The 21,264-nt window shown below is 72.7% G+C and carries 13 protein-coding genes and 1 pseudogene; 4 read left to right on the top strand and 10 right to left on the bottom strand.

The window, feature by feature from the left end:
• Positions 1–19 precede the first annotated feature (19 nt).
• The 3 genes and pseudogenes from ABZ865_RS20775 to ABZ865_RS20765 all read right to left on the bottom strand — a co-directional run bounded on the left by ABZ865_RS20775 (position 20) and on the right by ABZ865_RS20765 (position 2,180).
• A complete protein-coding gene (locus tag ABZ865_RS20775; protein WP_361232023.1) occupies positions 20–799 on the bottom strand; it encodes an HNH endonuclease family protein in 780 nt (259 codons plus the stop codon).
• 82 nt (positions 800–881) lie between these two features.
• Positions 882–1,118: pseudogene (locus tag ABZ865_RS20770) on the bottom strand (hypothetical protein); the annotation flags it as partial.
• A gap of 201 nt (positions 1,119–1,319) precedes the next feature.
• A complete protein-coding gene (locus ABZ865_RS20765; protein WP_361232021.1) occupies positions 1,320–2,180 on the bottom strand; it encodes a hypothetical protein in 861 nt (286 codons plus the stop codon).
• Positions 2,181–2,396: 216 nt separating this feature from the next.
• Here ABZ865_RS20765 and ABZ865_RS20760 point away from each other — a divergent pair, with 216 nt between their 5' ends.
• Positions 2,397–2,990 (top strand): TetR/AcrR family transcriptional regulator, encoded by a 594-nt coding sequence (locus ABZ865_RS20760; protein ID WP_361232019.1) that lies wholly within the window; start codon positions 2,397–2,399, stop codon positions 2,988–2,990.
• A gap of 101 nt (positions 2,991–3,091) precedes the next feature.
• Here the strand turns inward: ABZ865_RS20760 and mfd are convergent, their stop codons facing one another.
• From mfd to ABZ865_RS20745, 3 genes are all read right to left on the bottom strand, one after another.
• The gene (gene mfd, locus ABZ865_RS20755; RefSeq protein WP_361232017.1) at positions 3,092–6,625 is read right to left on the bottom strand and encodes a transcription-repair coupling factor; all 3,534 of its coding nucleotides are present in this window, start codon (positions 6,623–6,625) and stop codon (positions 3,092–3,094) included.
• An 867-nt stretch (positions 6,626–7,492) separates the two neighbouring features.
• Complete coding sequence (locus tag ABZ865_RS20750; RefSeq protein WP_361232015.1) at positions 7,493–10,078, bottom strand: FtsX-like permease family protein; 2,586 nt, start codon at positions 10,076–10,078, stop codon at positions 7,493–7,495.
• Positions 10,075–10,863, bottom strand: coding sequence for an ABC transporter ATP-binding protein (locus tag ABZ865_RS20745; protein ID WP_361232013.1), 789 nt, complete (start codon positions 10,861–10,863; stop codon positions 10,075–10,077). Before ABZ865_RS20745 ends, ABZ865_RS20750 begins: the two co-directional genes overlap by 4 nt.
• Positions 10,864–11,330: 467 nt before the next feature.
• Here ABZ865_RS20745 and ABZ865_RS20740 point away from each other — a divergent pair, with 467 nt between their 5' ends.
• The 3 genes from ABZ865_RS20740 (at position 11,331) to ABZ865_RS20730 (ending at position 15,346) form a co-directional block, all read left to right on the top strand.
• Positions 11,331–12,842: an MFS transporter gene (locus tag ABZ865_RS20740; RefSeq protein WP_361232011.1), complete on the top strand. Its 1,512-nt coding sequence runs from the start codon at positions 11,331–11,333 to the stop codon at positions 12,840–12,842.
• Positions 12,843–13,094: 252 nt separating this feature from the next.
• A complete protein-coding gene (locus ABZ865_RS20735; RefSeq protein WP_361232009.1) occupies positions 13,095–13,619 on the top strand; it encodes a DUF485 domain-containing protein in 525 nt (174 codons plus the stop codon).
• 146 nt (positions 13,620–13,765) lie between these two features.
• A complete protein-coding gene (locus ABZ865_RS20730) occupies positions 13,766–15,346 on the top strand; it encodes a cation acetate symporter (protein ID WP_361232298.1) in 1,581 nt (526 codons plus the stop codon).
• A 66-nt stretch (positions 15,347–15,412) separates the two neighbouring features.
• Here ABZ865_RS20730 and ABZ865_RS20725 read toward each other — a convergent pair whose 3' ends face one another.
• The 4 genes from ABZ865_RS20725 to ABZ865_RS20710 all read right to left on the bottom strand — a co-directional run bounded on the left by ABZ865_RS20725 (position 15,413) and on the right by ABZ865_RS20710 (position 21,260).
• The gene (locus ABZ865_RS20725) at positions 15,413–16,303 is read right to left on the bottom strand and encodes a cellulose-binding protein (RefSeq protein ID WP_361232007.1); all 891 of its coding nucleotides are present in this window, start codon (positions 16,301–16,303) and stop codon (positions 15,413–15,415) included.
• Positions 16,304–16,536: 233 nt separating this feature from the next.
• The gene (locus ABZ865_RS20720) at positions 16,537–17,097 is read right to left on the bottom strand and encodes a dihydrofolate reductase family protein (RefSeq protein ID WP_361232005.1); all 561 of its coding nucleotides are present in this window, start codon (positions 17,095–17,097) and stop codon (positions 16,537–16,539) included.
• Positions 17,098–17,215: 118 nt separating this feature from the next.
• Positions 17,216–18,301: an RNA polymerase subunit sigma-70 gene (locus ABZ865_RS20715; RefSeq protein WP_361232295.1), complete on the bottom strand. Its 1,086-nt coding sequence runs from the start codon at positions 18,299–18,301 to the stop codon at positions 17,216–17,218.
• Complete coding sequence (locus ABZ865_RS20710) at positions 18,201–21,260, bottom strand: SUKH-4 family immunity protein (RefSeq protein WP_361232003.1); 3,060 nt, start codon at positions 21,258–21,260, stop codon at positions 18,201–18,203. The genes ABZ865_RS20715 and ABZ865_RS20710 overlap by 101 nt, the downstream gene beginning before the upstream one ends.
• Positions 21,261–21,264 lie beyond the last annotated feature (4 nt).

Here is a 21,264-nt window from a genome sequence, read left to right as displayed (position 1 = left end):
CGAGCTGCGTCCGTCTCTATCAGCCGCCGCACTGCGTCAGCATCATCCGCTTGTCCGCGACCGTCACAGGAAGGTCGTACTTCAGCGACACCTGAGCGAAACGCACCACGTAGGAGCAGCGGATCTGCTTGTTCGGGGGCAGCCATGTCGCGGGCCCGGAGTCGCCCTTGGCGCCGTTGGTCGGGCCATCCACGGGTATCAGATTGAGCGGATCGTTGGCAATGTCCTCCCGCTTGCCCTTCGTCCAACGGGACGCACCCATCTGCCAGTCGTACGACAGCGGCATGACGTGGTCTATCTGCACCGTCGCGGCGTGGGACTTGGTCCACTCAATGGCTTTACCGGTGTACGGATCGTGCAACGTCATGGAGGTGACGACGCAGTCAGATCCGGCCCGAAAGCGAATACTGTCGCCATCGCGTTTCAAGAGATCGTTTCGCGAGTCACAACCGTTGTGAGCAAAGGGGATGCTGCCCGGAGCCGAGTCCATCCAGGCGTAGCCGAACTTGTCCCTCTCGTACCCCGTCTTAGGTCCGCGTCCCTTCGTCGCCACTTTTTCGATCAACGACCGCGCCTTCGCCATGTCCGCGCTGGAGGTGATCGCCGCCAGCCCCGGTTTCGTTCCGTCCGGATTGTCCAGCGGGTTCACAGCCCGGCCGTTGCCAGCGGTCGAGACGGCGGAACCTGAGGGTCCGCTGTCCGCGGGTGGAGAAACGCCCTTGCAGCCAGCGATCAGGATTCCGGTGGCCACCGCTGCGGATGCCAGAACAGCACGCCGACTCCCAGCACTGTGCCACATGTGCCTCTCAGTACGCACAGCGCACCGCCCCTCGAACGAGCTGCGAAAACCCTGCTATCACGCCACGCAGCATAGAGATAACGCGGGTGTCGCAGGAGTTGGAGTCGGTGTCGGCCCAGGCGGAGCCGAATCGGGCGCGGGAGTAACCGGTTTTCGGTGCGCGCCCCTTGATGGGCAGCGAGTCGGCGGCCGCCAGGGCAGCGCCCCCGCCGCCGGTCCGCTCGGGCCCGGAGGACCCCGTGGTGTGGTCGTCCGTGCAGCCGGCCACGGCGACCATCACGACCGCAGCGGTGACCGCCCCGCCCCTCAGACGCGTCACGTGCATCCCCCTCGCTCGCCCTGGTCCGCCCCCGCATGCGGGGGCGGATCGTTCCGCCTACCACCGTAATGGCCTTACGGCTCTCGCCCGATGGGGCCTGAAGGGGCGTTTCCGGGTAAACGGTGGTTGCGTGGGGGCATGTGACGCCCTGAAGCGCGCAGGAGGTCGGCGGGTACGCCCCCGCCGCCATGGCGCCCCGTTTCAGACTTTGCCTATGCCGAGGGTGGATTCGGAGGGCAGCAGCCCGGAGGACAGGACCGCGACCCAGTAGTCGCCGAGCAGGTCGGCCAGGCGGTCGGTGCCGGAGCGGCCGAGGGTCTGCCAGGGGCCCGCCGCGAGTCGGTCGGTGTGGTCCTCCACGGTGCGGCGCAGGGCGCGGCCCGCCTCCGTGGCCGTACCGTCCGCCTCGACCAGGCCTCGCGCGGCCAGCCGGGCGCGGGCGGCGGACCACTGTTCGCGGCTCCAGCCGCGGCTCTCGAACCGCTCGACGGACGCGGCGCCTATCGCGGCGAAGGACACCAGGGACTCGACGGGGTCGAGGTCCGCGACGAGCAGGGCGGCGAGGTGGCCGTCGCCCCGGTGCTCGCGCAGGATCGTGGCCGCGTGCCACAGCTGGAGGTGCGGGGCTTCGGGCCAGGTCAGTTCGGCGTTGGCGGCGGCGAGCGGGCGGCCCTCGGTGCCGGCCGCCTCGGCAGCGCGCCGGGCGAGTGCGGCGGCCTCGGCCAGTGCGGGGTCGTCGACTCGGTCGCCCAGGATCGCGCGGTACGCACGGTCGATGCCGCGCAGACGCGCCGCCAGCACCTCCTGGGGGCTCGCGACGCTCCAGGCCGAGCCGATGTGCCGGGCGACCATGCGCGGGTCGAAGCTGTAGAAGGCGGAGGCCACCCGCTCCGCGCCGACCGGGCCCAACGGGGCCGCGCGCAGCGGGAAGTAGCTCGGCCAGCGGTCCGTGGTGTCGTAGCCGAGCGCGGCCGCCTCCTCGAAGACCTCGGGTGCGTAGTACAGCACCGCGTGCAGGGGCTCCAGCAGATGCCAGAGCTGACGCACCCGTGTCGGTTCCACGGACGGCTCCGCGCCCCCTGCCGCCTCCCAGCTCTCCGCACTCGTCCCAGGCACCGCTTCCCCCTCAACGACTTCGGCGACTTCGCCCGTGTACTCGGACATGACGCAGCCCTCCCCGTATCCAGCTCCTGCACGATCACCAGAACTTGACACTGACAAGATTGCCCGAGCAGACGCCAACTTGTCAATGCCTAGATGCCGCGTAGGCTGCTGCTCATGAGCCCCACGAAGTCCGCACCCGCATCGGAACGGCCGTACCACCACGGCGACCTGCGCCGTGCCGTGCTCACGGCCGCGCTCGACGTCATCGCCGCCGACGGCCCCTCCGCGCTGAGCCTGCGTGACCTCGCGCGCCGGGCCGGGGTCTCGCACGCGGCCCCCGCGCACCACTTCAAGGACCGCACCGGGCTGCTCACCGCGATCGCGGCCGAGGGGTACGGGCTGCTGGCGCAGACGATCGGGGAGGCGTCCGACCTGCGCGAGGCGGGCGTGCGCTACGTCCGCTTCGCCCGCGAGCACCCCGCTCACTTCCAGGTGATGTTCACACCGGGGCTGCTGCGCGCCGACGACCTCGAACTCACCACCGCCCGCACCCTGGCCGGGGACGCCCTGCGCGCCGCCGTCGCCACCGTCGACCCCGGGGACCGCGGCCCCGACGCCCGCCTCGCCGGTGTCGCCGCCTGGTCCCTGGCCCACGGCTTCGCCACCCTGCTCCTCGGCCACAACCTCGACGGCCCGGTCGGCGACCAGGACCCGGAGGAGGTGTTCCGCGCGCTCACGGCGATGCTGTTCCACTCGGCGGACCGCTGAGTCCTTCGGTGGACCGTTAAGCCTTTCGGCGGACCGCTGAGCCCTTCGGCGGACCACTGAATCGCGCAGCGGTCCGCCGGAACGCCCGAAGCCCTCGCCGTCTACGACCCCAGGATCGAGGCCAGGAACTCGCCTACCCAGCCCAGCAGTTCGCGGCCGACGAGCGGCTTGCCGCCGACCTTCGCGGTCTTCGGGCGCGGGACCAGGACCTGGTGGACCGTCGGCTTGATGACGGACCCCGGGTACAGCCGCTTCAGCCGCAGCTCCTGCGACTCGCGCAGCTCGACCGGGGCGAAGCGGATGTTGTTGCCCTGGAGGACGATCTCGCCGACGCCGCAGGCGCGCGCGAGCATGCGCAGGCCGGCGACCAGCAGCAGGTTCTCGACCGGCTCGGGCAACTTGCCGTAGCGGTCGGTGAGTTCCTCGCGGACGGCCTTGATGTCCTCCTCCGAGTTGGCGGAGGCGATGGACCGGTAGGCCTGGAGGCGCAGGCGCTCGCCGGGCGCGTAGTCGTGCGGGACGTGCGCGTCGACGGGCAGCTCGATCTTGACCTCGAGCGGCGGCTCCTCCTCGATCTCGCCGGTCTCCAGCTGGCGCCGGTAGTCGGCGACGGCCTCGCCGACCATGCGGACGTACAGGTCGAAGCCGACGCCCGCGATGTGGCCGGACTGCTCGCCGCCCAGGAGATTTCCGGCTCCTCGGATCTCCAGGTCCTTCATGGCGACGTACATGCCCGCGCCCATCTCGGTGTGCTGGGCGATGGTGGCCAGGCGCTCGTGGGCGGTCTCCGTCAGCGGCTTCTCCGGGGGGTAGAGGAAGTAGGCGTAGCCGCGCTCGCGGCCTCGGCCGACGCGGCCGCGCAGCTGGTGGAGCTGGGAGAGGCCGAAGGTGTCGCCACGTTCCACGATCAGGGTGTTGGCGTTGGAGATGTCGATGCCGGACTCGACGATCGTGGTCGAGACGAGCACGTCGAACTTCTTCTCCCAGAAGTCGACGACGACCTGCTCCAGGGCCGACTCGGACATCTGGCCGTGGGCGGTGGCGATGCGCGCCTCGGGGACGATGTCGCGCAGCCGGGCCGCCGCGCGGTCGATGGACTCGACCCGGTTGTGGATGTAGAAGACCTGGCCCTCGCGCAGCAGTTCGCGGCGGATGGCGGCGCCGATCTGCTTCTCCTCGTACGGGCCGACGAAGGTCAGCACCGGGTGCCGCTCCTCGGGCGGGGTGGTGATCGTGGACATCTCGCGGATGCCGGTGACCGCCATCTCCAGGGTGCGCGGGATCGGGGTGGCCGACATGGTCAGCACGTCGACATTGGCGCGGAGCTTCTTCAGCTGCTCCTTGTGCTCGACGCCGAAGCGCTGCTCCTCGTCGACGATGACCAGGCCGAGGTCCTTGAACTTGGTCTCCGAGGAGAACAGGCGGTGGGTGCCGATGACGACGTCCACCGCGCCCTCGCGCAGCCCCTCCAGGACGGCCTTGGCCTCGGTGTCGGTCTGGAAGCGGGACAGCGCCTTCACGTTCACCGGGAACTGCGAGTACCGGTCGGAGAACGTGCCGAAGTGCTGCTGCACGAGCAGGGTCGTGGGGACGAGGACGGCGACCTGCTTGCCGTCCTGTACGGCCTTGAAGGCGGCGCGGACCGCGATCTCGGTCTTGCCGTAGCCGACGTCACCGCAGATCAGGCGGTCCATGGGAACCGACTTCTCCATGTCCTCCTTGACCTCGGCGATGGTGGTGAGCTGGTCGGGGGTCTCCGCGTACGGGAAGGCGTCCTCCAGCTCGCGCTGCCAGGGTGTGTCGGCGCCGAAGGTGTGGCCGGGGGCGGCCATGCGGGCGCTGTAGAGCTTGATCAGGTCGGCGGCGATCTCCTTGACGGCCTTCTTCGCGCGCGCCTTGGTCTTCGTCCAGTCGGCGCCGCCGAGGCGGTGCAGGGTGGGGGCCTCGCCGCCGACGTACTTGGTGATCTGCTCCAGCTGGTCGGTGGGGATGTAGAGGCGGTCGCCGGGCTGGCCGCGCTTGGCGGGGGCGTACTCCACGACCAGGTACTCGCGGGTGGCACCCTGCACGGTGCGCTGCACCATCTCGATGTAGCGGCCGACGCCGTGCTGTTCGTGGACGATGTAGTCGCCCTGCTCCAGGGTGAGCGGGTCGATGGTCTTGCGGCGGCGGGCCGGCATGCGGGCGCCGTCCTTGCCGGCGGCCTTCTGGCCGGACAGGTCGGTCTCGGTGAGGACGGCGATCTTGAGCGCCGGGTCCACGAAGCCGTAGTCGATCGAGCCGCAGGAGACGTGCACCAGGGACGGGCTCAGCTCGGCGAGGTCGGCGTCCAGGCGGGCGGGGACGCCCTCGCCGCCGAGCACCTCCACGGTGCGGGCGGCGGGGCCGTGGGCCTCGGTGACGAAGATCGTGCGCCAGCCGTCGGCGAGCCAGCCCTTGGTGTCGGCGAGGGCCTTGGCGGTGTCGCCGCGGTAGGTGTCGGGGGCGTGCATGCCGAGCTTGAGGGTGTCCGCGTCCAGCTCTTCGTCGGCGGCGAAGGGCGAGACGGACCACCACATCATGTCCAGCTCGCGCGCGTGGTCGCGGACGTCGGCGATGGACCACAGGGAGGCCGCGCCGACGTCGATGGGGGCCTCGCCGCCGCCCGCGGTGGCCGCCCAGGATGCCTGCAGGAACTCCTGGGAGGTGGCGACGAGGTCGGCGGCACGCGTGCGTACCCGCTCCGGGTCGCATACGACGGCCATGGCGCCCTTGGGGAGCACGTCCAGCAGCAGCTCCATGTCGTCGACCAGGACGGGAGCCAGGGACTCCATGCCCTCGACCGCGATGCCCTCGGCGATCTTGCCGAGCAGTTCGCCCAGCTCCGGGTGCTGTTCGGCGAGGGCACGCGCGCGCGTGCGGACGTCCTCGGTGAGCAGGAGTTCGCGGCAGGGCGGGGCCCACAGGCCATGCTCGGCGACTTCGAGGGAGCGCTGGTCGGCGACCTTGAAGTAGCGGATCTCCTCGACGTCGTCGCCCCAGAACTCGATGCGCAGGGGGTGTTCCTCGGTGGGCGGGAACACGTCGAGGATGCCGCCGCGTACGGCGAACTCGCCGCGCTTCTCGACCAGCTCCACGCGCGCGTAGGCGGCGGCCGCGAGGGCTTCCACGACCTCGTTCAGGTCGGCGGTCCGGCCGGTCTTCAGGGACACCGGCTCCAGGTCCCCGAGGCCCTTGACCTGCGGCTGGAGCACGGAACGGATGGGTGCTACGACCACGGAGACCGGGCCGGTCTCGGGGTCGTCGGGGCTCGGGTGGGCCAGGCGGCGCAGGACGGCGAGGCGGCGGCCGACGGTGTCGCTGCGCGGGCTGAGGCGTTCGTGCGGAAGCGTCTCCCAGGAGGGGTACTCCACGACGCCCTCCGGGGGCAGCAGCGAGCGCAGGGCCGCCGCCAGGTCCTCGGCCTCGCGGCCCGTCGCGGTGACCGCGAGGACCGGGCGGGAGGCCTCGCGGGCGAGCGCGGCGATCGCGAAGGGGCGGGCGGCAGGGGGGCCGACGAGGTCGACGTGCATGCGGTTGCCGTCCGCGGCCGCGGTGATCGCTTCCGCGAGGGCGGGGTCCTTGACGACGGCGTCGAGCAGACCGTGCAGGCTCATGGAGGAGGCTTTCCGTCCTGGTGTGGGCAACGCGAAACGCCCGACGCTGGTCGCGGCCGGGGGTGTCCAGCGTACGACGCTGCGCTCGCTGGTGCCGGGGGCTGTGGATAACCCCGCTTGCCGGTTGCCGGTGCTGCAGCGGGCCCCCAGGGGGCTCCGCCCCCTGGACCCCCGCTTGCCCACCCACCCACCCGTCTCGGTCAGCTGGAAAGCGGGCCTCAGGGGGTCCGGCACGGGTGGGTATGAGGCGGCCGGTCCCAGGGGGCCGGAGGGCGGGTGTGTGGTGGGTGGGCGGGTGACTCGGGCCGCGGGCGGGTGGGTGTGAGGCGGGGCCGGTTCCCGGGGCCGTGGGTGGGAGGGCGGGCGGGTGTGAGGCGGCTGGCCCCGGGGGCGGAGGGCGGGTGGGCGGGCGACTCGGGCTGCGGGCGGTTGGGGGTGGCCGATCCCGGGGAGGGAGGGGCGGCGACGCGGGGGGCGCGGGCCGCAGTGGGTTGGCGACTCGGGACGCGGTGGGCGGGCGACTCGGGCTGCGGGCAGCCGGGGTGGGGCGGCCGATCCCGGGGGCCCGGGGCGGTGACGTGGGAAGTGGATGGGGGGTGACGCGGGCCGCAGTGGGCTGGTGACTCGGGCCGCGGCGGGCGGGTGGCCCGGGGGAGGGCTGTGCGATGCGCGTCGGAAGACGGCAAAGAACCCGGCACCGGGAAGTCCGTCAAGACTTCCCGGTGCCGGGTTCTCCCCCGCAACCCCCGTATGCGGTGGTCTTTCCCCGCGCCCCCTGTGCGGTGGGCTTTCCCTGCGAACCCACTGCGCGGTGGCCGTTCCCCGTCCCCGTATGCGGGGCTCGTGCCGTCGGCCGGGCCTCGGGGGTCAGTCCGTGGCGATGGCGTTCAGGACGTTCATGCGGCCGGCGCGGAAGGCGGGGACGAGGGCGGCGAAGAGGCCGACGAAGGCCGAGCCGATGAAGACGGTGGTGATCGTGCCCCAGGGGATCTCCAGGACGTTCAGGCCTTCCAGGGCGAGGAGCTTCTGGGCGGTGGCGCCCCAGCCCATGCCGAGACCGAGGCCGAGGAGGGCGCCGAAGAGGGCGATCACCACGGACTCCAGGCGGATCATGCGGCGCAGCTGGCGGCGGGAGAGGCCGATCGCCCGCATGAGGCCGATCTCGCGGGTGCGCTCGACCACCGACAGGGCGAGGGTGTTCACCACGCCGAGGACGGCGACGATGATCGCGAGCGCGAGAAGGCCGTAGATCATGTTCAGCAGCTGGCCGATCTGGTCCTTCAGGGCCTTCTTGTAGTCGGTCTGGTCGCGCACCACGTACTGCGGGTACTGGTGCAGCGCCGACTTCAGGGCCTTGTAGGCGGCGTCCTTCTGTCCGTCCTTGGCACTGGCGAAGACCAGCACGTCGAGCGGCATCCTGTCGGCCGGAACGTACTTGGCCACCGTGGCGATGGAGGCGTACATCGCGCCCTTGTCGATGACCACGTCGTCGCTGGTGATCGCGCGGACGGTCAGCTTGGCCGTCCTGCCGTCCTTGAAGCCGACCGTGACGGTGGAGCCGAGTTTGATGCCGTGGTCGTTTGCGAAGCCCTCGGGGACGGACATCGAGTCGGGCTTGTAGGCGTCGGCGAGGTTGCCGGCGGCCGTCTTGGTGCGGACATCCTGTGCGTAGGTCGGGTCGGCCGCGTTGATCGTCTCCTTCTTGGCGACCTTGCCGTCCGGGGTGCCGAGGGTGACGTCCAGGAGCTTGTACTCGGTGACCCGCTCCAGGCCCGGCGTGTCCTTGACGGCCTGGACCGCCTGCTTGTTGATGACGTCGCCATTGTCGTTGTCGGCGGCGACGATGAAGTCCGTGCCGACGGTCTTGTCGAGCTGGCTGGTGGCGGAGGCCACCATGGAGGAGCCGACCACCGACAGGCAGGCCACCAGGGCCAGGCCGATCATCAGGGCCGCGCCGGTGGCGCCGGTGCGGCGCGGGTTGCGCAGGGCGTTGCGCTCGGCCATGCGGCCGACGGGGCCGAAGATCCGCAGGACGACCGCGCCGAGGACGCGGACCACGCCGCCGGCCAGCAGCGGGCCGATGACGACGAAGCCGATCAGGGTCAGCACCACGCCCAGACCCAGCCACGAGGAGCCGTCCTTGGCCTTGTCGGCGTGGGCGGCGGCGTACAGGCTCGCGGTGCCGGCGCCGGTGAGGGCCAGGCCGATCAGGGCCCGTACGATCCCGGCCTTGGCGTCGGCCGGGGTGCCCGCGTCGCGCAGGGCGGCCATCGGGGAGATCTTGCCGGCGCGGCGGGCGGGCAGGTAGGCGGACAGGACGGTGACGATCACGCCGAGCAGCAGGCCCACCGCGGGGGTGGTCCAGGCGACGGTCAGGTCGTCGGTGGACAGGTGCATGCCCATCTGGCCCATGAGCTTCATCAGGCCGACGGCGATGCCGATGCCCGCGCCGACGCCGAGCACGGAGCCGATCACGCCGAGCAGCAGCGCCTCGACGAGCACGGACCGGTTGACCTGCCTGCGGGAGGAGCCGATGGCGCGCATCAGGCCGATCTCCCGGGTGCGCTGGGCGACCAGCATGGAGAAGGTGTTGATGATCAGGAAGATGCCGACGAGGAAGGCGATCCCGGCGAAGCCGAGCATCGCGTACTTCATGACGTCCAGGAAGGACTTGACGTCCTTCTGGTTGGCGTCGGCGACCTCCTTGGCGGTCTGCACCTTGTAGGCGTGGCCGAGTTCGGCGGTCACGTTCGCCTTCAGCCGCGCGTCGGTCACGCCCTTGGCGGCGGTGACGTTGACGTTGGTGTACACACCGGTGCGGCCGACCAGGGTCTTCTGGGCGGTCTTCGTGTCCAGGTAGAAGATCGCCGCGCCGGGGTTGGTGACGGTGAAGGTGGCGATGCCGGACACGCGCGCGTGGAACGTGCCGACGGCGCTGATCATGCCGATCTCGTCGCCGAGCTCGAGGTGGTGCTTGTCGGCGGTGTCCGCGTCGACCATGACCTGGTCGGAGCCCTGGGGCGCCCGGCCGGAGGTGATCTTCATGGTGCGGGCGTCGTTGCCGTTCCAGCTGCCGACGATGGTCGGGGCGCCGCTGCTGGGCGAGAGCTTGTCCAGGTCGTGGTCGACGACGGTCACCGAGGTGGAGAACACCGTCCCCTCGGCCTTCGCGACGCCCTCGGCCTTGCGGACCTCGCCGAGCACGGAAGCCGGCATGACCGGCGGCTTGCCCGTACGGGAGGTGGTCTGACCGGTGTCGGAGGAGCCCTTGGCGCTGACCGTCACGTCCGAGGCCGTGGCCTGGAAGAGCTTGTCGAAGGTGGTGTTCATCGTGTCGGTGAACACCAGGGTGCCGCACACGAAGGCGACCGACAGCAGTACGGCGACCGCCGACAGCGCCATGCGGCCCTTGTGCGCGAAGAAGCTGCGCATCGAGGTCTTCATGACGGTCATGACGTGCGCCCCCGGGCGTCGAAGTCCTTCATGCGGTCCAGGACCTGATCGGCCGTCGGCTGGTACATCTCGTCCACGATCCGGCCGTCGGCGAGGTAGAGCACACGGTCGGCGTAGGAGGCGGCGACCGGGTCGTGGGTGACCATCACGATGGTCTGGCCCAGCTCGTCCACCGAGCGGCGCAGGAAGCCGAGGACTTCGGCTCCCGCGCGCGAGTCGAGGTTTCCGGTCGGCTCGTCACCGAAGATGATCTCCGGGCGGGCGGCGAGCGCGCGGGCCACGGCGACGCGCTGCTGCTGGCCGCCGGAGAGCTGGGTGGGCCGGTGCTTGAGCCGGCCGGCCAGCCCGACGGTCTCCACGACCCGGTCCAGCCACGCCTTGTCCGGCTTGCGCCCGGCGATGTCCATGGGGAGCGTGATGTTCTCGATCGCGTTCAGCGTCGGCAGCAGGTTGAACGCCTGGAAGATGAAGCCGATCCGGTCCCGGCGCAGCTGGGTGAGCTTCTTGTCCTTCAGGCCGGTGATCTCGGTCTCGTCCAGGTAGATCTGACCGCCCGTCACGGTGTCGAGACCGGCGAGGCAGTGCATCAGCGTGGACTTGCCGGAGCCCGAGGGGCCCATGATCGCGGTGAACTGGCCGCGTGCGATGTCCACGTCGACGTGGTCGAGGGCGACGACACGGGTCTCGCCGGACCCGTACGCCTTCACGACCTGCCGCGCCCGCGCGGCAACGGCCGTAGGCCCTCCAGTACCCCCGTGCCTGGGAATGGTCACAGCCGATGTCACGGTATGTCTCCTATGTCGGTTGACGAGTCTGCGGATGGCACCGGCAGACCGGTGTGTTCGTTCGGGTACGACGACGAGTCTGGCGGGAGGGGAGGGTGCCGCGCGCTGGTGCGGAGCCCCCTCTTGAAGGGGGGTAAACCCCACCCTCACTGGTGCCGTCAGCCGCCCCCCAGCGGCGTAAAGCCAGGTTAAGGACGACCCGGGGCCGGTCTCGTCCTCCGGGGGGACGAACCCTCCCCGAGCCGTAGTACGGAGAGACCCCTAGGGGAGGTCCACCGCCGGGTGGACGCTCCCTCAGGGTCGGCTCCACCCACCGGCCCAGCCAGCCTCCACCCTCCCGTCGCGTCAGGGTCAAGTCGCGCCCCTCGTGGGAAGCTGTCGTACCGGGATACGTGCATGGGGCATGGGCCGGGGCGGGGGTGTGACGCGCTCGCCCTGGCGGCGAGGAGCACGGGAGGGGATTTCCGGTGGGGAGTACGACACCCGCGATACGCGGCGACGCCACGACACGGCAGGACCCCCGCAAAAGAGGCGCGGTCGTCGCCGCGCTGATGCTCGCGATGGCGCTGGCCGCACTCGACGCCACCATCGTCTCCACCGCCGTACCGCAGATCGTCGGCGACCTCGGCGGGTTCTCCGTCTTCTCCTGGCTGTTCTCCGGCTATCTGCTCGCCGTCACCGTCACCCTGCCCGTCTACGGCAAGCTCTCCGACACCTTCGGCCGCAAGCCGGTCCTGGTCGCGGGCGCCGCCGTGTTCCTGCTGGGCTCGCTGCTGTGCGCCGGCGCCTGGAACATGGCGGCGCTGATCGCGTTCCGGGTCGTACAGGGGCTGGGCGGCGGGGCGTTGCAGGGAACGGTGCAGACGCTGGCCGCCGACCTGTACCCGCTCGCGGAGCGCCCGAGGATCCAGGCCAGGCTGTCCACGGTGTGGGCGGTGTCGGCGGTGGCCGGTCCGGGCCTCGGCGGAGTGCTGGCCGCGTACGCCGACTGGCGCTGGATCTTCCTGGTCAACCTGCCGATCGGCGCGGCCGCGCTGTGGCTGATCGTGCGCCACCTGCACGAACCCGAGCGCGAAAAGGCCGCACGCGCGCGCGTGGACTGGGCGGGCGCGCTCGCGGTGTTCGCGTGCGGCGGGGCCCTGCTGACCGCGCTCGTGCAGGGCGGGGTGGCCTGGGCCTGGCTGTCGGCCCCCTCGCTCGCCCTGTTCGGCGCCGGACTCGCCCTGGCGGGCGCGGTGGTGTGGGTGGAGCGGCGGGCGGCGGATCCGATCATCCCCGGGTGGGTGTGGCGGCGCCGTACGATCGCGGCCGTCAATCTGGCGTTCGGCGCGCTGGGGCTGCTGATGGTGGCCCCGTCGGTGTTCCTGCCGACGTACGCCCAGTCGGTGCTCGGGCTCGGGCCCGCGGCCGCCGGCCTGGTGCTGTGCGTGTGGACGCTGACCTGGTCGGGGTCGGCGGCCGTCAGCCAGCACGTGTACCGGCGCATCGGCTTCCGCGACACCGCGCTGCTCGGCATCGGCATGGGCGCGCTGATCCTGCTCGCCTTCCCGTTCCTGCCGTATCCCGGGTCCTGGTGGCAGCCGACGCTGCTGATGCTCGCGCTGGGCGCGGTGCTCGGGCTGTTCCAGCTGCCCCTCATCATCGGGGTGCAGTCGACCGTGGGCTGGTCGGAGCGGGGCACGACGACCGCTTCGGTCCTGTTCTGCCGGCAGACCGGGCAGACCGTGGGCGCCTCCGTGTTCGGCGCCGTCGCCAACGGGGTGCTGGCCGCGCGGCTGGGCGGGACGGGCGACCTGGAGTCCGTCACGCGCGCGCTGGACGCTGGTACGGCCCCGGAGGCGACGCGGCGGGCGATCGCGGCGGCCGTGCACGCGGTGTACTTCGGCGCGGCGTGCGCGGCGGCACTGGCCTTTCTAGTGCTGCTCGTGGTCGCACCGCGGAGGTTTCCGGTGCGGCAGGAGCAGGGGCGGCAGGAGTAGAGGGCCGGGAGGAGCGGGGGACCGCCCGGGTACGGGTCCCGCCCCGTGGCGCTCCGCCCCAGGTTAACGCGGGTAACACCCGGCGTCGGGGCCTCCGTCGACCCCTTTTCCGACTAGTAAGCGCATACCGACCGGCCAGTTGGGCGAAAACGCCGCGCGGCACCGACCCCGCGAGTAGCGTGCGTGACTCCGCATACCCCCCACTCCCTGCGGTCCGCCGCCACGGACCCGAGCCGCGCAAGGAGCACCGGGATGTCCTACAACCTGCCCTACGACCCACCACACCCCTCGTACTCATCACCCCCCTCGCGCCCCTCGCCCCCCTCCTACTCATCGCACCCGTCGCACCCACCGCAGCCACCCTCGTCCCCCTCCCCCGCCCACCACGCCTACCCCGGCCACCCCACCTACCCCTGGCAGCCGCCGCCCCCGGCGCCGTCCGTCCCGAACCCGGCGCCGGTGCGCGAACCCCTCGGGCACCACAGCGATTTGCGCCTGCTGCGCCGCGCGTACCGCTGGCAGCGGCGCACCGCCACGCTCACCGCGCTCGGCTACTTCACGCTGTTCCTGATCCTGTCCGCGTTCGCCCCGCACGTCATGACGGGCACGGTCGCCGACGGCATCCCCGCCGGGCTGCTGCTGGCCCTGATCCAACTCCCGGTCACCTGGCTGGCGATCGCCCTGTACGAGCACACCGCGCGCCGCCACGTCGACCCGCTCGCGGACCGCATCCGCAAGGAGGCCGAACTGGACGCACGGCGAGGAGCCGCCCGATGACCGGCCTCCCGACCCTCGCCGCCCTGGCCGCCGGCTCCCCCGACGCACCCGGCGCTGCCGGCCCTTCCAGCTCTTCCGGCTCTTCCGGTTCTCCCGGTCTGACGGACCTGACCGGCTTCACCGGCTTCAGCGGCACGGCGCAGGCGATGTCACTGGTCGCCTTCACCACCGTGGCCACCGTCACCCTGCTGCTGTGCGTGATGACCGGCCCGGACCGCGACGACCTCGACGAGTTCTACACCGGCTACGGATCCCTCTCCCCGATGCGCAACGGCCTGGCCATCGCCGGCGACTACATCTCCGCGGCCAGCGTCCTCGGCACGGGCGGGGTGATCGCCCTGTGCGGCTACGACGGTGTCGTCCTCGCCCTCAGTACGGCCCTGTCGCTCATGCTGCTGATGTTCCTGCTGGCCGAACCGCTGCGCAACGCGGGCCGGTTCACCATGGGCGACGCGCTCGCCCGCCGGCTGCCGGGCCGCGGGGTGCGCATCGCGGCCTGTGTCGTGACGATCGCCGCGCTGCTGCCGTTGATGCTGGTCCAACTGGCCGCCACCGGGCAACTGATGGCGTTCGTGCTCGGCTTCTCGAGCGAGGCGCTGGAGACCGGCTGTGTCGTGGGACTCGGCGCGCTGATGATCAGTTACGCGGCGATCGGCGGCATGAAGGGCACCGCGCTCATCCAGATCCTGAAGATCGTGATCCTCCTCGGGTCGGGCGCTGTGATCGCAGCCCTGGTGCTGAACCGCTTCGACTGGGACCCGGGCGCCCTGTTCGACGCGGCGGCGCGGCAGAGCGGGGCCGGACCGGCCTTCCTGCGCTCCGGGCTGGAGTTCGGTACCGGCACCCGCTCCCGCCTGGACATGATCGCCTCGGAGCTGACCGTCGTGCTCGGCGGCGCCTGTCTGCCGCACGTCACCATGCGCATGTACACCGCCTCCAGCGCCCGCCAGGTGCGCCGCTCGATGTCCTGGGCGGTGTCGATCGTGGCCCTGTTCGTGCTGGTCCTCATGGTGGTGGGGTTCGGCGCCACGGCCCTGGTCGGCCGTACGGCGATCGCGGCGGCCGACCCGCAGGGCAACACGGCGTATCTGCTGGGCTCGCGGGCGGTGTTCGGCGCCGAGGTGTCGACGGCGGAGACGTTCCTGTTCACCCTGGTCACCACGGCGATCTTCCTGACCATGCTCGCCTCGGTGGCCGGGATGATCCTCGCCTGCGCCAACTCCCTGGCCCACGACGTGTTCGCCGCCCGGGTGCAGGAGATGCCGGCCCCCCGGGAGATGGCCCTGGCCCGCGTCTCGGCGCTCGCCGTGGGCGTGCCGACGATCCTGCTGGCCACCCTGGTGCAGCATCACAGCCTGCAGCCCCTGGTGACCCTCTCCTTCTGCCTGGGCGCCTCCGCGCTGGCGCCCGCCCTGGTGTACGGCCTGTTCTGGCGCCGCTACACGCGCAGCGGGCTGATGGGCACGCTCATCGGGGGCTCGCTGACCGTGCTGCTGCTCATGCCGGGCACCAATCTCGTCTCCGGCTCGCCGGTCTCGGCGTTCCCGCAGGCCGACTTCAACTGGTTCCCGTTCACCACGACCGGCATCGTCTCCATTCCGGCCGGCTTCTTCTTCGGCTGGCTGGGCACGGTCCTGTCGGGCCGGCGGAAGGCGGAGGAACAGCGGCACCAGTACGAGGCGGTGGAGGGGTGGATCCTGGCGGGGGCGGTACGCAGGGGGAGTTGAGAGCGGCCGCTCTGCGAGGGGTCCCCGCGCCAAGGTCTCCTGCGCCGGGGGCGCCGCGCCCGTCGGCTATTCCAGCGCCGCCGCCTTGCCGCTCAGCGTGATGATCCGGTGCCGTACCTGGTCCATCTGGGCCTGGACGTGGTCCCAGGTCTCGCTGTGCTCGCGCAGCACGCGTTCCGTCTCCTGGGCCGTGCGGTCCGCGTGGTGGCGGGCTTCGGTGCCGATCTCGGCGGCACGCGCGTGTGCCTCCTCCTCGAGGCGGCGCGCGGACTCCTCGGCCTCGCCGAACGCCCGCTCCGCCTCCGCCAGGGCGGCCTGCGCGCGGGAGAGCCGTTCGGCGTTCCGGGCCTCGAACGCGGCCTCCCGTGCGGCCTCCTCGCGCTCGGCGGCGGCCCAGCGCTCGGCCTGTTCCCCGGCCTGCGCGGTGAGGACGGTGGTGGTGTGCTGTCGTACCTCGCGCAGTACGACGAGCGCCTCCCCGCGCCCCTGCTTCACCTCGCGCCGGGCCTCGATGCGCAGGGCGTCCGCCTCGGCGCGCGCTGCGATCAGCCGCCGGCGGGCGTGTTCCGCGGCCTCCGCGCGGAGCGCGTCCGCGGCTTCCTCCGCCGCCCGGCGCACGCCGAGGGCCTCGACCTCCGCCTGCGCGACCTGCTCCCGCGCCGCGCGCCGGGCCTTCTCACGCACCTCCGCGGCCTCCTCCAGCGCGAGGTGGAAGAGCCGTTGTGCGCGCTCCCCGAGCGTCTCGTACGCCTGCGGCGCGAGCCCTGCGACGACCTCGCGCAGCCGCACGGCCTCCGCCTCCATGTCCTTGGCGAGGACGGTCAGCCGGGCGGCGCGCTCCCACGCGGCGTCCCGGTCCCGCGACAGCGCCTGCGTGTAGGCGTCGACCTGGTCGGGGCGGTAGCCGCGCCCCCGGACGGTCACGAAGCCGTGCGGCGTATTCGATGCGCTGCTCACCCTGGGAACCCCTCTCCACCGGACATACACGACAGGACGATTTCGCGCATATCTTGATGGATAGGGCATAAGTGTTCACAACGCGACACTCCGCAGGCATGTCACGGTCGGCATCGGACTTCATCTGCCCGGAACGCGCACGCCGTGAGCACGCCGTGACCGACCCGGCGACCCCGCACCCGGCGAGGGCCGCCGTCAGCACCTCTCCCGCACATCACCCCCGAGGGTGATGCTCATGCTGCGGACGGCCTCAGGTACCGGGTGAGGACGGCGGCGCCGACCCGCTCCGCCGACACACACTCCAGATCGGCGGGCGGACCCCCCGCCGGGAACAGCCGCCGGCCCTCCCCCAGCACGACCGGGAACGTCAGCAGCCGGTACTCGTCGACCAGGCCGGCCCCCATCAGCGCCTGCACCACCGAGAGGCTCCCGGTGACGACCACGTCCCGCCGCTCGGCCCGTACGGCCTCCACGAGATCGCTCTCCACCAGGCGCGAGGGAGACCACTTCGACACGTCGGGCGCGGTACGGGAGACGACCAGCTTCGGTACGGCGTTCATCCGCGCGGAGAACGGGTCCTCCCGCCCCGGCCACAGCCCCGCGAACAGCTCCCAGGTCGTACGGCCCAGCAGCAGGACCCCCTCGTCCAGCACCCTGCCGAGGCGGAACTTGTCCCCGGCCACGGCCTCGGGGCCGTGCCGGAACGCCCAGCCTCCGTACGGCGTTCCCGCGGACCCGTCCGGGTCGGACACGATCCCGTCCAGGGTGATGAACTCGATGACGACGACACTCACGGCACTGGTCCCTTCGCTCGGCTGCTTCACCGGTACGTACCGGCGGCACCCCACGGACTCATCGCGCCCGGCGGAAAGTCGAGGAAAAAACCCCGGCGGGGTCCGACAGACCGAGCCGTCACCCCAAGGGGACCTGCGGGAACGCGGCCAGTACGCGTGGGTCCGCGAACACGACGTTGCGCGCGACACGGCCACCCGTGACCGTCAGGAGCTGGAGGGTGTGCAGACGGTGGCCGCCGCCGGGCTCGGGAGCGTACGCCGCGAGCGCCGCCTGCGTGTTGGCCGCCACGCGCTCCATCCGCCAGCCCGTGCCGCGCAGCGCGAACACCCGCTCCATGAACCGGCCGTAGTCGCGACGGCCCCGGTACCACAGCGGCACCGGCGGCATCTCCAGGACCGCGTCCTCGGTGAGCAGCCGTACGAGCGCCGGGACGTCGGCCGCCTCGAAGGCGCGCACGTACCGCTGGACGACGGCCCGCACCTCGGGATCGCCCGGCTCGGTCACCTCGCCGGCCCCGCCGGCCCCGCCCTCGCGCGCGAGCGCCGAACGGGCCCGTTGCAGCGCGCTGTTGACCGCGGCCACCGACGTCCCCAGCTGATCGGCGACCTCGGCGGCGGAGAACTCCAGCACCTCGCGCAGCACCAGCACGGCCCGCTGCCGCGCCGGCAGCAGCTGCAGCGCCGCCACCAGCGCGAGCCTCAGGTCCGCGCGCGCCTCCAGGTCGAACCGCGCCTCGGGGAACGGCTCCAGCCACGGCACGTCGAGCGCCGGCGTGAGCGGTGCCCCCGGATCCTCGCTCGGCGCCCCGAGCCCCGACGGCAGCGGGCGGCGGGCCCGGCCCTCGAGCGCGGTCAGGCAGGCGTTGGTCGCGATCCGGTACAGCCAGGTCCGCACGGACGCGCGCGCGGGGTCGTACCGGTCCCTGGCCTTCCAGGCCCGCAGCATCGTCTCCTGCGTCAGGTCCTCGGCCTCGTGGAAGGAGCCCAGCATGCGGTAGCAGTACGCCACCAACTCGCCCCGGAACGGCTCCAAGTCCACCCGCCCATCTTGCCCTCCACGCGCGCGTGAAGGGCAAGATGTGACCCGATTCCTGGGACGCGGACTACAGCAGTCCGTCCCACATCTGCTCCAGCAGCACCGACCACCAGCTCTCCGGCGAGCCGAGCGCCGCCGGGTCCAGGGCGGCCAGCTGCGCCTGGAAATCGACGGTCCAGCGGCCCGCCTGCTCCTGGTTCAGCCCGAACCGCAGCCGCCACATCCGGCCCAGCAGCGCGAGACAGCGCACGAACTCCGGCAGCCCGGTGTTCACGAACTGCGGCGGCACCGGAGCACCGCCCGGACCCGCCTCCACCGGTACGGCGACGATGTTCGCGGTGCCGTACTGCACACAGATCGCCCGGCCGAAGTCCGTACCCATGACCAGGTACGAGCCCGCGTCCGCGGCCGGCTGCACACCGCGCTCGGCCGCCAGCTCCGCCAGCGTCGGCACCGGACGGCCCGGCTGCGCCTGCGCCCAGAAGAACGGGCCCATGTCCACCGGCAGACCGGCCACCACCAGCGTGTGCGCCACGACCGGCGGCACGCCCTGGCGCGACACCGCCTGCTGCTCGAACCGGAAGACCCCCGGCCCGAACACCGCGGCCAGCTCCGGCCCGATGGCCTCCGGCGGGACCGGCGGCGCCGCCTGCACCGGAGGCAGCGGCGCCCGCACCGGCCCGGGCCGCGCGGGACCGTCCGCCACCTGGTGCAGCTCACCCTGGTGCGCGAGCAGTTGCTGCATGCCCTGCTGACGGCTCGCGTGGTCCGTGCCGTACGGCGCGATGCTCGTGATCCGCGCCTGCGGCCACTGCTCCCGGATCATCCGCGCGCAGTACGCGCCCGGCAGCTCGCACGACTCCAGCTCCGTGTGCAGCTCCAGCACCTGGTCCGGCGGCACGTTCATCGAGCGCAGCTCGTGGAAGATCTGCCACTCCGGGTGCGGCGTGCCCGGCGCCGAACGCCGGATCAGCTGCTGCTCCGAGCCGTCCTGCGCGCGGTAGCGCAGCACGGCCTGATAGCCCGGTCCCACCGTCGGCTGCCCCTGCTGCGGGTAGCCGTACGCCGGGGGCTGACCCGGCATCGCCCCACCCGGCGGCGGCATCGCGCCCGGCGGCATCCCGCCCGGCGGCATCGGCTGCGGGGCGCCCGGGAAGCCGGGGGCGCTGGGCGCGCCCGGCATACCCGGGGCGCCGGGAGCGCCGGGGCCGGGCGGCGGGGGCGGAGGCATGCCAGGACCGCCCACGGGGGGCGCGGCCAGCATGGTCTCGGCGTGGTGCACGGCACCCTGCCCGACACCCTGCCCGGCTCCCGGAACACCGGGGACGCCAGGCGCACCGGGAGCACCAGGCACGCCCGGTGCCGCCGGAGGCTGGGGTGCGCCGGGGGCGGCAGGAGGCTGCGGCGCGCCGGGGGCGTGCGGCACGCCCGGGGCGCCCGGAGCCACGGGGGCGCCGGGCGGGTTCGGCATACCCGGGGCGCCCGGAGACTGCGGCGAGCCCCCTCCCATCTGACTCGGGTCGGCCAGCATCGTGGCCGCGTGGTGCACACCGCCCGGAGGCGTGCCACCAGGAGCACCCGGCGCACCGGGCGGGTTCGGGGCACCGGGCGGGTTCGGGGCACCCGGAGCATGCGGCGCGTCCGGCGCCCCGGGCCCGTCCGGCCCGAGGGACGACACCAGTTGCGTCGGCACGTAAGCGCCCGCGGGCGCACCAGGCGCACCAGGCGGAGGCGGAGTGGCCGTGCCCCCCGGGCGCGCGCCCGGCGCACCGGGGGCGCCCGGCGGCGGAGGCGGCGTACCCAGCCCACCGCGCCCCTTGCGGGGCGGCGGCGCGGCCTTGCTCGTCGCGGCGTCGGCGATGTCCCCCGCGTTCGGCGCGAGCGGCCGGCCCGCGGCACCCGGCCCGGTCGGCGGCTGCGACGCGTCCGGCGCACCGCCCGGCCCCGGCGGATAGCCGTACCCGGGAGCACCCTGCGGACCGCCCGGGACACCCGGCTGCGCACCGGGACCCTGCGGATAGCCGTACGTCGGCCCAGCGGGCGCGGGCGGAGGCGTACTTCCCTGCGGCACACCGGGAACAGCCGGGGGCACACCCGGAGTTCCGGGCGCGGCGGGGTACGCGGGAGCGCCCGGCGGAGGCGTACTTCCCTGCGGCACACCGGGAACGGCCGGAGGCGCACCCGGAGTTCCGGGCGCCGGCGAGTAGGCGGGCCCGCCCTGCACAGGCGCTCCCGACGCGTTCGAGGGGTCGAACGCGGGCGCGACCGCCGTGGCCGGCAGTTGGCTGCCGCCCGACATCAGCGCCGTCTTCGCGTCCGGGGCGGCCGTCGGCGGCTGCCCGGGCACGTCGTCCACATCGCTCAGCGGCGGCGCGAACACCGTCGCGGGCAACGGCACCGAACGGTCCTCGCCCGCATCCGCGTTGGTGTCCGTACCGGCCCACGGCGTGGCCCCGGCAGGCGCCTCCGGCGCACCGCTCCCGGTGCCACCGGGCGTACCCACGCCGCCCGTTCCAGCCGGCGCGGGCACCCCGGCCCGCGTCTCGGCAAGGCCACCGCCCACACCGACAGAACCGGAACCGACACCGGAACCGACACCGGGCCCAGCGCCGACATCGGCACCAGCACCCGCACCCGACGCATCCGCACCCGCGACCGAATCCGCCGCACCCGAGCCCGAGCCCACGCCGGAACCCGCACCCGAGCCCGCGTCCACACCCGAGCCCGACGTCTCACGCCGCCGGTCCGGAATCCCCAGCTTGTCCGCCGCCTCCTGCAACCACTCCGGCGGACTCAGCAGGAACGACGTCTGGTTCAGATCCACCCGGGCCGGGGCCGGCGCCGGCACCGCGTCCTCGACCTCGTCGGGGCGGCCGTACTCCTCCTCGTACCGGCGGATCACCTCACCCACCGGCAGCGCCGGCCACAGCGTGGCCTCCCCGCTGTCCCGGGCGATCACCAGCCGCTGGCCGCCCGCGTCCGAACGCGGCCCCTCCGCGCGGTCCTCGCCCCACACCACGAAGCCCAGCTCGAACTCCCGCACCCGCACCTCACGATGCTGGTACGCCGGGACGTCCCCGTTGATCCACTCCTCGGCGCGCTCCTGCGCCTGTGCAAACGTCACCATCGCC

The sequence above is a fragment of the Streptomyces sp. NPDC047085 genome (assembly GCF_040643735.1).
GTDB lineage: Bacteria > Actinomycetota > Actinomycetes > Streptomycetales > Streptomycetaceae > Streptomyces.
The sequence above is the reverse complement of the archived record's forward strand: the minus strand, read 5'-3'. Positions and strand labels throughout refer to the sequence as shown.